The sequence below is a fragment of the uncultured Marinobacter sp. genome (genome assembly GCF_947488835.1).
GTDB lineage: Bacteria > Pseudomonadota > Gammaproteobacteria > Pseudomonadales > Oleiphilaceae > Marinobacter.
This window is the reverse complement of the sequence record NZ_CANLBK010000002.1, coordinates 1-11,642: the sequence shown is the minus strand read 5'-3', so window position 1 is coordinate 11,642 and position 11,642 is coordinate 1. Positions and strand designations below refer to the sequence as shown.

The window sequence follows — 11,642 nt, the reverse complement described above, 5'->3', positions numbered from 1 at the left end:
ATAACCAGAGCCATGGAAGGCCGAAAAGCGATTGGAACATATTTTGAAGGTGTTGCCGCACGATACCTTGAGTCTCACGGAGTGCATATCCGGGAGCGGAACGTCTACAGCCGTGGTGGCGAAATAGATCTGATAGGGCAAGACCAAGACACCCTGGTATTCTTTGAGGTACGGTACCGGGGCAGTGGCAGCCTCGTCGATCCAGCCAGCTCAATTTCTTACCCGAAACAAAAGCGGCTCATAAAAGCCGCATCGTTCTATCTGCACCGTCACCAACTCTGGGACACCGTTACCCGAATAGACGTAGTGGCAATCAGCCCCGGAACCGTTAAAAAATACCGGGTACAATGGATCAAAAATGCAATTCAGGCGGATGTATAGACTCTGATGAACGACGACATGGGCAACCTGATCAACCAGTTATTTGCAAGCCACATGGAGCACACTGCCCAAGCGGCCAGCACCGTCGGCCCCGCCATAGAGCAGGCAGCAGACGCCTTTGTAAACGCCCTTCTTAACGACGGGAAAATCGTCACCTGCGCCAACGGCAATGCCAATGTAGTAGCCCAGTATTTCTGCACGGCTTTTCTCAATCGCTTTGAACAAGACCGACCAGCCCTCCCTGCCATTAACCTTGGAGCAGATGCTACAACCTATTCCGCTATTTGCCGTGACAACCGCTTTAATGACACCTTCTCGCGCCAGGTTAAAGCCATAGGCAAACCAGGTGACCTGCTGTTCGTGATCGTTGATGACGGCCACAAAGCCAACCTCATCCAGGCTATTCAGGCGGCCCATGACCGGGAAATGAATGTGGTTGTGCTGAGCGCACGGGAGAAATCCGATATAACCTCCCTCATGCACTCGGAAGACCACGAAATCGCCTTGAACGACCTGTCGCCGACAGAGGCCACACCATTGCTGATGCTGGTGATCAACGCTCTGTGTTCGCTGGTAGACGGAAAACTATTTGGAGGCTGACAAAAATGCCGGCTTACGCCGGCATTTTTGTCAGAGCTTGAAACCACTATCTGATACTTATTTAACAACCTTGAGCGTGGGCCGCCCGGTCGGTCGTTCTTCCTGACCATTCTGCCTGGAGCTTTCGCGATCATTGGTGCCATCAGGATCCGGGGAGCCGGGCTCACTGCCAAACACCATGCCCTCACCATTCTCTTTCGCATAAATGGCCATAACCGCCTGCAGAGGAATGAACACCTGCATAGGTACGCCACCAAACCGGGCACTGAATTCCAACGCACTATTGCCAACAACGAGTGCACGTACAGCACCAGGGCTAATATTCAGAACAATCTGACCATTCGCCACATGTGCTGTAGGCACCTGAACACCCTGAATACCCGCATCCACAACGATGTATGGCGTACAGTCATTATCCAGTATCCACTCGTTGAACGCGCGCACCAAATACGGGCGACTGGAGGTCATGGTGATTTTGTTATCAGGCACTGCTTGTCTCCTGTTCCCTATCGCGGAAGCCGGCTAAATCAGCTGCGAATGTCTTCTTCGAGATCAGAAAGGCTGGCCTTGAAACCCTCACGGGCGAACAAGTTATCCATGTACTTCTGGAGTGGCTTGGCCTGCTTATCATTAAGCTCGATGCCCAAGGCAGGCAAACGCCAGAGAATGGGCGCAATACAGCAGTCCACAATTGTGAATTCCTCAGAGAGGAAAAACGGCATTTCGCCAAACAACGGCCCAGCTGCCAGCAGGCCTTCGCGCAATTCCTTGCGAGCAACCTCCGAAGCTTTGGCATTTGGCTGAGCCAGAATCTGGTCAACCAAACCACACCAATCTCTCTGAATGCGATGGATCATCAAGCGACTGTTAGCACGCGCCACCGGATAAACTGGAAGAAGAGGCGGGTGCGGAAAACGCTCATCAAGATATTCCATCATGATGTTCGGCTCATACAGAACCAGATCACGATCCACCAACGTTGGCAGGGCGTTATACGGATTCATATCAGCCACTTCAGCTGGCGGATTGTCCGGATCAACATCAACGATATCAACGGTAACACCCTTCTCTGCCAGCACAATGCGCACTCTGTGGCTATAGTGGCTGGCCGGGTCTGAGAAAAATGTCATCGATGACCGCTTAGTCACAACGCCCATAGAATTACCTCACGAGTAAACAAACCGAAATGGACCTGAAAAACGCAAAAATTCCAGCGGGCCGATTAACACCCACTGGAACTCAGGGAACAGGATTATACCCTATTTCTCAGTGTACGTCCTTCCAGTACTCACGATTGAGCAGGTAGGCGAAGACAAAGAAAATAGCGACAAAGATCAACACGAATATACCGAGGCGCTCACGCTCGACTTTGATCGGATCAGCCATGTAAGACATGAAGTTCGTCATGTCGTACATGGCCCGATCAAACTCGGCACCAGTCATACTGCCTTCAATGGCATACTCCGGACACGCATCTGCATTCCTGACATTTCCACTCAAAGGCTCAACACTGGCTTTTTTGCCAATATTAGGCTTGACCGCGCACAAACCCTGGAGATCGACCAACACATGAGGCATGCCCACCTTGTCGAACACCACGTTGTTTACACCCAGCGGGCGAGACTCATCTTTATAGAATCCACGCAAGTAGGAGTACAGCCAGGACTCACCACGCAAGCGGCTCTCCAGAGTAAGATCCGGTGGCGGAGCACCAAACCAGTCAGCTGCCATGTCCTTGTTCATGGAGTTCTTCATCAGCTCACCGATCTGGGCGCCGGTGAAAATCAGATTCTCCTCGAACAACTTGGCGGGTATCTCCAGATCATCAGCAACCCGCTTGTAACGGGCATACTCCATGGAGTGACACCCCATGCAGTAGTTGGTAAACATTGCTGCACCACGCTGCAATGATGCCTTGTCTGTATGATCCGTTTTGATGTGATCAAGCGGAACGCCGGCACCGGCTGCCAGTCCGAGAACCGGCAGGAATGCGATGAAAAGACCAAAAATCAGCTTTCTCATTATCCTGTCACCCTCTCTGGTACTGGCTTGGTTTTCTCCATGCGCGTATAGAACGGCATCAGAATGAAGTAGAGGAAGTACACTACCGTCAATATCTGAGCCACAGTAGTACGACCTTCGGTTGCAGGCACAAGCCCCAAATATCCGAGAATAACGAAGCTTACTGCAAATAGTGTCAGCGCAATTTTGCTCAACCAACCCTTGTAGCGAATGGAGCGTACCGGGCTTCTGTCGAGCCAAGGAAGCACAAACAGAATTGCTATCGCACCACCCATCACAACAACACCCCAGAACTTCGCAGACAGGCCGAACAGATCAACCGTTACCGCACGCAACATGGCGTAAAAGGGTGTGAAATACCACACAGGCGCAATGTGCTCAGGTGTTTTCAGCGCGTTTGCAGGTTCAAAGTTTGGCTTCTCGATAAAGAGACCGCCCATTTCAGGGAAAAAGAACACTACGATAAAGAAGATAAAGAAGAATACCGCCACGCCCACGAGATCGTGCACGGAGTAGTATGGGTGGAACGGAATACCGTCTTTTGGAATGCCGTTTTCATCCTTGTTCTTCTTGATATCGATACCGTCCGGATTGTTGGAGCCCACTTCATGTAACGCAAGAATGTGGAGAACCACCAAGCCAAGCAGGACAATTGGAAGCGCCACCACGTGCAAGGCGAAGAAGCGGTTCAGGGTAATACCCGAAATCAGGTAGTCACCACGAATCCACAGGGACAGATCTTCACCAATTACAGGAATAGCGCCGAACAGGTTTACGATAACCTGAGCACCCCAATAAGACATCTGACCCCAAGGTAGCAAATAACCCATAAATGCTTCAGCCATCAGCACCAGATAAATCAGCATACCGAACAGCCAGATCAACTCACGCGGCTTCTGGTAGGATCCATACATAAGGCCGCGGAACATGTGGAGATAGACCACAATAAAGAAGGCAGAAGCACCCGTAGAGTGAAGGTAGCGCAGCAACCAACCCCATTGGACATCACGCATGATGTACTCAACGGATGCAAATGCCCCCTCACCGGTCGGGTTATAGCTCATAGTAAGCCAGATACCGGTAACTAACTGGTTAACCAGTACCAGCATTGCCAGCGAACCGAAAAAGTACCAGAAGTTAAAGTTCTTCGGCGCGTAATATTTTGCCAGGTGCTTATTCCAGGCATCTACAACTGGCAGACGTTCGTCTACCCAATTAAGTAGCTTCTGCATTACGCTGCCTCCGGATCAAGACCAATCGTGAGTGTCTCATCATCGTCATAGCGATAAGGCGGCACTTGCAGGTTGAGCGGTGCAGGCTGCGCCTTGTAGACGCGACCAGCCATGTCATAACGCGTGCCATGGCACGGACAGAAAAGACCACCCAACCACTCATCACCAAGGTCCGCCGGTGCCACTTCAGGGCGATAGGAAGGCACACAACCCAAGTGAGTGCAAATCCCTACCAGCACAGCTATCTCAGGCTTCAGTGAGCGCAATATGCCATCTATGTATGGTGGCTGCTGCGGAGATTCAGACTGAGGATCTTTCACCTTGTCGTTGAGCTTCTCGATGTTACTCAGCATTTCATCTGTGCGGCGAATAAGCCAGACCGGCATACCCCTCCACTCAACAGTGACTTGCTGACCTGGCTCAATCTTACTGATATTGACGGTTACCGGTGCACCAGCCGCTTCCGCTTTGGCACTGGGATTCCAGGATGCCACGAAAGGGACTGCCGCACCGACGACGCCGACCCCACCTACCGCAGCCGTAGCGCCGATAAGAAACCGGCGTCGACCTTGGCTCACGTCGCCATTATTCATTATGGTTCTCTCCCATCAGGCGATGTCACAGCCCGCCGGAAAGCCGACAGCGTGCATCGTAAAGGACTTCACAATCCAAAATTATAAGCGAACAAATGGTAATGAAATTACCATGTCCTTACAAGTCAGAAAGCCGCCACCGGAGCGACTTCTCTGCTCCAGATCAATTTGACGATCATTGCGCCCCAAACAAAAAAACCCGACCAAATAGCCGGGTTTTCCTGAGATCTGCTCCAGCGGAACTTAACGCTTGGAGTACTGTGGACGCTTACGCGCCTTACGCAGACCAACTTTCTTACGCTCAACTTCACGAGCATCACGGGTAACATAACCCGCTTTACGCATCGCTGGACGCAGAGCTTCGTCGTAATCCATCAGCGCACGGGTCAGTCCGTGGCGGATTGCGCCCGCCTGACCACTGCTACCACCACCTTTAACAGTAATGTTGATGTCAAAACGATCCGCAGATTCTGCAACAACCAGAGGTTGACGCACGATCATGCGAAGAGTCTCACGACCGAAGAAATCTTCGATTGTACGACCGTTGATTGAAATATTACCGCTTCCCGGCTTGATGAACACCCGAGCCGTGGACGTTTTGCGGCGACCAGTACCGTAATTTTGTGCTACAGACATATCCGCCTTCCGTTAAATGTCGAGTTCTTTGGGCTGCTGGGCTGTATGAGGGTGCTCAGCGCCGGCATAGATTTTCAGCTTCTTGAACATGGCACGACCAAGCGGGCCTTTCGGAAGCATGCCTTTGACAGACTTCTGAATAACTTGCTCAGGCGCCTTATCAACCAGCTTCTCGAAGCTGATGGACTTGATCCCACCCGGAAACCCGGTATGACTGTAGTACATCTTATCAGATGCCTTGTTGCCGGTAACCCGCACCTGGCCCGCATTGATAACTACAATGTAATCGCCAGTGTCTACATGAGGGGTGTACTCAGGCTTATGCTTGCCCCGCAGACGACGGGCGATTTCGGTTGACAGACGACCCAGCGTCTTGCCGGCTGCGTCTACAACGTACCAGTCACGTTTTACGGTTTCTGGTTTCGCACTCAGAGTCTTCATTGATTCCGCCTTGAACGCTATAAAAAGAAACGTTAAAAACCGCCACCGGAAAGTGTAGTACACCCGGAGGAGGTTCTGTACCTGTAATTTGATCGGCAGTGACACTATTCGGGGCTGAGATAGTGACATCGCCTTGAAAAGCCAGGGCGCGAAGTATACTCGAACGAATAATGAAATCCAACCCTACGGGTGATAGTTTTATCACCCTATCATTACCACAAGGATTCGCCGTAAAGCAGTCCCGTATTGGAAAACACTACGGACGCCACATAATCCACAGACTCTCCTCGAATATCAGAGAGACACTCAAGAATTCTGCGAAGATGCATGGGCGAGTTAGCTCCGACCGCAACCCCCTTCGGCGCCATATCCGGCGCGTCCGTCTCCAGCACCAAAGCTTCCAAGGGTAAACGAGCTATGGTGTCGCGAGTTTTTCGGGACCGAGAGTGAGTGATTATCCCACCTACACCAATAAAACAGCCCAAATCGACCAACTTCGAAGCCTGCTGATAGCTGCCAGAAAAACCGTGCACCAATGCCCTGCCATGCCAATTCGTGCGTCTCAGTGTCGCATAAACCTCGTCGTGGGCTCTGACTGAATGTATCACAAGAGGGTAACCCAGCTCGGAAGCCAGCCCGACCTGAGCCTCAAACCACGGATACTGATCACTCATATTTCCGTGGAGGCGGTCCAGCCCGCATTCACCAATCGCCACGCAGCGCTCAGGCCTTGCTCGCAAAGCCCGGTCAAGGGCCTCCAAAGCTTCGTCAGAGTGCTCCCCGACAAACCACGGGTGGACTCCAAGACAGTAATAGAGGCCAGCGTACGCCAGGGCAGTATCGCGAACACGGCCCCAATCCCGGTGCCGCACACCGGGAATCACCAGCCCAACGAGACCTTCGTCAGACGCAACCTCAAGCTCCCATGCACGCCGCCCATCAAAAAATGGGAAATCAAAGTGGCAGTGGGCATCAACCAGTTTCAAATCAGCCTCCACCCGCTAATGGATCAGTGTTCCCGGGTTTTATGGAACTCGATATCCGGATAGCGCTCCTGGGCCAGATTGAGATTTACCATAGTGGGGGCGATATAAGCCAGGCGATCACCGCCATCAAGGGCTAAATTGTCATTATTCTTGCGCTGAAACTCATCCAGTTTGCGATCATCCGAACAGGTTACCCAGCGTGCAGTTGCGACGTTGATCGGCTCATAAACGGCTTCAACCTTGTACTCGGTCTTGAGGCGACTGACCACCACATCAAACTGCAGGACACCAACCGCACCGACAATCAAATCGTTGTTACGCAAAGGTCGGAACACCTGAACCGCACCCTCTTCCGACAACTGAATCAAGCCCTTCTGAAGCTGCTTGGCCTTCAATGGGTCCTTCAGGCGGATACGGCGGAAGAGCTCGGGCGCAAAGTTTGGAATGCCCTTGAACTTCATATCCTCGCCAGCGGTAAAGGTATCCCCTAACTGAATAGTCCCATGGTTGTGCAGACCAATGATGTCGCCAGCGTAGGCTTCTTCTGCGTGCTCCCGGTCACCCGCCATAAACGTCAGTGCATCGGAAAATCGCACGTCTTTCGCTATGCGCACATGCCTGGCTTTCATACCCTGACTGTACTTACCCGACACTATGCGCATAAACGCAACTCGATCCCGGTGCTGGGGATCCATATTGGCCTGAATTTTAAAGACAAAGCCAGAGAACCCCTGGTCATCCGGCTGCACCAGCCGCTGATCCGTCTCGCGGGGCTGAGGCTCAGGGGCCCAATCCACCAACCCGTCGAGCATGTGATCAACGCCAAAATTACCTAGCGCCGTACCGAAAAATACCGGCGTAAGCTCACCAGCCAGAAATGCTTCCCGATCGAATTCGTGAGACGCTCCTTTTACCAGCTCGACCTCATCGCGCAAATCGCTGGCGTATCCACCAAGAGCGGTATCAAGCTCCGGATTATCCAGCCCGCTGATAGTTCGAACTTCCTGAATCTCGTGACCATGTCCACTTTGGTAAAGAATCACCTCGTCACGCAGCAAATGATAGACACCCTTGAAGCTTTTACCCATACCAATAGGCCAGGTAATTGGCGCACAGGCAATGCTAAGAACATCTTCCACTTCATCCATAAGCTCAACCGGGTCCCTGGTATCCCGATCCAACTTGTTCATGAAAGTAATAATCGGCGTGTCTCTTAGCCGGGTAACTTCCATCAACTTAATGGTACGTTCCTCAACGCCTTTTGCACTGTCAATCACCATGAGACAGGAGTCTACAGCTGTCAGGGTACGGTACGTATCTTCTGAAAAATCCTCGTGACCTGGTGTATCCAGCAGATTCACCAGCTTTCCGCCGTAAGGAAACTGCATGACAGACGTGGTTACAGAAATACCCCGTTCCTTTTCCATTTCCATCCAGTCAGACTTTGCATGCTGCCCGGACTTCTTACCCTTGACCGTTCCCGCCCGCTGCAGAGCATGCCCGAATAGCAGTACCTTCTCGGTAATCGTGGTTTTACCGGCGTCCGGGTGAGAGATGATTGCAAAGGTGCGGCGCTTGGCCACTTCCTGGGAAAGGTGAGACATAGTCGAAGAGAAACCTGCGTCAGATGTTCGGAGAAGGCGGGTATTATAGGGGCTAAGAGGTTATTACGCGAACACAAGCGGTAATATCAGGGGTACAGAAGCAACGACATTACCCGCGCATCTTCGCGGCCAGAGACTGCTGGATAGTATCCGGGGCGCCGCCCTATTTCTTCAAACCCTTCATTGCGGTAGAGCTTGCTTGCCACACTGTTACTTAACCGCACCTCAAGAAGCATCTGATTCATGCCTTCATGAGTGGCTTCTGCGATGAGGTGCCTCAACAAATACCGTCCCACACCATGGCCTCGGCTTCGAGGATGAACACATATATTCAGCAGATGCACTTCATCCAGCATATAAGTTCCGACCACAAACCCCGCAAGAGAATCACCGAGGCAGGCACCCCATAAGCGGTAATCAGGCTTGAAGCAATCGAGAAACACCCCTTCAGTCCACGGGTGGGAATGGCCCTGACGCTCGATCTCAAGCATCTCCGGAATGTCTTCAGGCGCTAGAGATCGAATTATCAGTTCAAGACCTTGCATGGGGTGATATCGATCAGAGCTACGCTGTGTCATTTCTCGGCCAGAGGCTTCAGTTGTTCCCATAAAGACCGCTTCAGCGAAGGGTTGCTGGCAAGAGCTGCCAATGTGTGCATTGCTTTAACGTCAGGGGCCCGGCCAAGAGCTTTGAAAAGCCAACCGGCTTCGGCGCCACTTCTATCAGCGCCCTCATCTGCTCCAAGAACAATCACCTTCCTGTCTTCTATATCTCGCAACACGTGCCGCACCACAGCCCGTAAATCGGACAAGGAATTTCCGGGAACGACACGATTATTGAAGACGGGCCAGTGAACCCAGCCAACAGGTTTTAAATGCCCGTCTCCCAGACTCTTTAGAATATTCGCGGCAAGAGTTTCCTGAAGGTTCAGGCTCGCTTCCCGGGATATATCCGCGATGAGAACGTACTTTGACCCAAAAAACACTCCCAGGCTTAAGGCTACTGCAGGCTCTTCAGCGTCATGCGGCGATGCAACAGTCACCTCCGAACCTTCAGGAGACGGAACAGAAATCTCCGGCAACCCCTGCTCTGGTGGTTGCTTTGGTTGCGCAGATTGCTGGGCTGATGGCTCTTCCTTGCTCTCCATTAAAGCCTGAAGACTGGCAATTCGTTGCACACCTTTCTTGTTCGCGGCATCGCTCGCCGCCGGCGAACGATTTTTCGCAGCTTCTACAGGCGCGGGGCCTGGAGCCACTGAAGGGGAATGTACTACCTCATCTGGCTCAGGAAATACAAACGCCCGGCTCGAAGCAGCACCCGGCAGTGGTTCACGGGCATACCATAACCGGATTCCCGCCAAACCAAGATAGAACTGTCTTTGGGCCTCAGTCTGAATCATTCAAACATCCGCGACCTGTGGATGCTGCCGAATTCCACCACGACTAATCAGGTTAAGCGCCTCAATGTAAGCCTTAGCGGAAGCAATGATGATATCCGTATCGGCGCCTATACCATTTACGATACGCCCACCACGCTCCAGCCGAACAGTAACCTCGCCCTGGGAGTCTGTGCCGCTGGTGATATTGTTTACTGAGTAAAGTTGCAAATTGCAGCCCGAATCAACCAGCGACTCGATCGCTTTAAAAGTCGCATCTACCGGACCACTCCCTTCTGCCTCTACCTTATGCTCTTTTCCATCCATCGTTAACGTCAGGTTAGCAGTTGGAACAACACCTGTTTCTGAGCAAACCTGCAGACACACCAATCCATAACGGCCCTCCTCATCTTTCTGCCGAGTGTCACTGGCAATCGCCTGCAAATCCTCATCAAAGATTTCGTGCTTCAAATCAGCCAGGGCTTTGAAGCGGGTAAATGCTTCGTTCAACTCTGTTTCAGTTTCAAACTGAATACCAAGCTCCAGGAGGCGCGTGCGGAAGGCATTGCGGCCTGAGTGCTTACCAAGCACCAAGCTATTGGTGTGCCAGCCCACGTCTTCTGCGCGCATGATTTCGTATGTTTCGCGATGTTTGAGGACTCCGTCCTGGTGAATACCCGATTCATGGGCAAAGGCGTTAGCGCCCACGATGGCTTTGTTAGGCTGCACCGGAAAGCCTGTGATCGTAGACACGAGCCGTGAGGCAGGTACGATATGGCTGGCATCTATTCGCGTGTCGAGATTGTAAAAATCCTGCCGTGTGCGAACGGCCATCACTATCTCTTCAAGTGAGGCATTACCTGCACGCTCCCCCAGTCCGTTGATGGTGCATTCGACCTGACGGGCACCACGAGTTACCGCTGCCAGAGAGTTTGCAACGGCAAGCCCCAGATCGTTATGGCAATGCACGGAGAAAATGGCTTTATCGGCATTTGGGACACGATTTAGGAGCTGATGAATGGTTTCTGCAAACTGCTCTGGCACAGCATAACCGACCGTATCCGGAATATTGATCGTATTGGCACCCGCATCTATAGCCGCCTCAATAATTCTACAGAGAAAATCCAGCTCGGACCGTCCAGCATCTTCACAGGAGAACTCAACGTCATCCACGTGGCTTCGGGCGCGCTTTACAGACCGTACTGCCTGCTCAATCACCTCATGTGGCTCCATCTGCAACTTGTGCTGCATGTGGATGGGCGAGGTTGCAATAAACGTATGTATACGTCCCCGCTCCGCGGGGCGAATCGCTTCAGCCGCCCGGTCAATGTCCTTATCCAGCGCACGGGCGAGACTACAAATTGTTGAACCTTTGATCGTTTCTGCGATGGACTTAACGGCTTCAAAATCCCCCTGGCTCGCGATAGCAAAACCTGCCTCAATCACATCCACACGAAGCTTTTCAAGAGCCCTGGCAATACGGAGCTTCTCGGCTTTATTCATCGTAGCGCCGGGACTTTGCTCGCCGTCACGGAGAGTTGTATCAAAAATAACCAGATGATCGTTGCCAGACATTGAATTACTCCGTATCGCATTTGGTTTCATCAAAACAGTATATCACCGGGATGCAAAGGAGGGAGCTTCCCAGCTACTCGCAAGACTAATTTCGGACATAAAAAAACCCCAGCTTCGCAAGAAGCTGGGGTTTGGTATTAAGAGTCTGACGATGACCTACTCTCACATGGGCAAATGCCACACTACCATCGGCGCAG

14 protein-coding genes are annotated in these 11,642 nt (G+C 52.0%); 2 read left to right on the top strand and 12 right to left on the bottom strand.

The genetic code is table 11. The features are described 5' to 3' along the window. Positions 1-12 precede the first annotated feature (12 nt). Both Q0824_RS09020 and Q0824_RS09015 read left to right on the top strand, forming a co-directional pair. The gene (locus Q0824_RS09020; RefSeq protein ID WP_298449632.1) at positions 13-381 is read left to right on the top strand and encodes a YraN family protein; all 369 of its coding nucleotides are present in this window, start codon (positions 13-15) and stop codon (positions 379-381) included. 6 nt (positions 382-387) lie between these two features. After that, positions 388-981 (top strand): SIS domain-containing protein, encoded by a 594-nt coding sequence (locus tag Q0824_RS09015; protein WP_298449629.1) that lies wholly within the window; start codon positions 388-390, stop codon positions 979-981. Between the two features lie 57 nt (positions 982-1,038). On the opposite strand, the gene Q0824_RS09010 is transcribed toward Q0824_RS09015, so the two are convergent. The 12 genes from Q0824_RS09010 to Q0824_RS08955 form a co-directional block, all read right to left on the bottom strand. Next, positions 1,039-1,449, bottom strand: a complete 411-nt coding sequence (locus tag Q0824_RS09010; RefSeq protein WP_298450488.1) for a ClpXP protease specificity-enhancing factor — start codon at positions 1,447-1,449, stop codon at positions 1,039-1,041. A 59-nt stretch (positions 1,450-1,508) separates the two neighbouring features. Next, the gene (locus Q0824_RS09005) at positions 1,509-2,138 is read right to left on the bottom strand and encodes a glutathione S-transferase N-terminal domain-containing protein (RefSeq protein WP_298449627.1); all 630 of its coding nucleotides are present in this window, start codon (positions 2,136-2,138) and stop codon (positions 1,509-1,511) included. 109 nt (positions 2,139-2,247) lie between these two features. Further along, positions 2,248-3,003, bottom strand: coding sequence for a cytochrome c1 (locus Q0824_RS09000; protein WP_298449625.1), 756 nt, complete (start codon positions 3,001-3,003; stop codon positions 2,248-2,250). Beyond that, on the bottom strand, positions 3,003-4,235 hold the full coding sequence (locus tag Q0824_RS08995) for a cytochrome bc complex cytochrome b subunit (protein ID WP_298449623.1): 1,233 nt from the start codon (positions 4,233-4,235) through the stop codon (positions 3,003-3,005). The genes Q0824_RS09000 and Q0824_RS08995 overlap by 1 nt, the downstream gene beginning before the upstream one ends. Continuing rightward, entirely contained in the window at positions 4,235-4,828 is a 594-nt protein-coding gene (gene petA, locus Q0824_RS08990) for a ubiquinol-cytochrome c reductase iron-sulfur subunit (RefSeq protein ID WP_298449621.1), read from the bottom strand. Before petA ends, Q0824_RS08995 begins: the two co-directional genes overlap by 1 nt. Positions 4,829-5,071: 243 nt before the next feature. Continuing rightward, a complete protein-coding gene (gene rpsI / locus Q0824_RS08985) occupies positions 5,072-5,464 on the bottom strand; it encodes a 30S ribosomal protein S9 (protein ID WP_298449619.1) in 393 nt (130 codons plus the stop codon). A gap of 12 nt (positions 5,465-5,476) precedes the next feature. Further along, positions 5,477-5,905, bottom strand: a complete 429-nt coding sequence (gene rplM, locus Q0824_RS08980) for a 50S ribosomal protein L13 (RefSeq protein WP_144780435.1) — start codon at positions 5,903-5,905, stop codon at positions 5,477-5,479. A 212-nt stretch (positions 5,906-6,117) separates the two neighbouring features. Further along, a complete protein-coding gene (locus Q0824_RS08975; RefSeq protein WP_298449615.1) occupies positions 6,118-6,891 on the bottom strand; it encodes a TatD family hydrolase in 774 nt (257 codons plus the stop codon). Positions 6,892-6,914: 23 nt separating this feature from the next. Continuing rightward, positions 6,915-8,495, bottom strand: coding sequence for a peptide chain release factor 3 (gene prfC, locus Q0824_RS08970; RefSeq protein WP_298449613.1), 1,581 nt, complete (start codon positions 8,493-8,495; stop codon positions 6,915-6,917). 86 nt (positions 8,496-8,581) lie between these two features. After that, positions 8,582-9,073, bottom strand: coding sequence for a ribosomal protein S18-alanine N-acetyltransferase (rimI, locus tag Q0824_RS08965; protein WP_298449611.1), 492 nt, complete (start codon positions 9,071-9,073; stop codon positions 8,582-8,584). Then, a complete protein-coding gene (locus Q0824_RS08960; RefSeq protein ID WP_298449609.1) occupies positions 9,070-9,894 on the bottom strand; it encodes a 2-isopropylmalate synthase in 825 nt (274 codons plus the stop codon). Before Q0824_RS08960 ends, rimI begins: the two co-directional genes overlap by 4 nt. Further along, complete coding sequence (locus Q0824_RS08955; protein WP_298449607.1) at positions 9,895-11,445, bottom strand: 2-isopropylmalate synthase; 1,551 nt, start codon at positions 11,443-11,445, stop codon at positions 9,895-9,897. Positions 11,446-11,642: the final 197 nt, after the last annotated feature.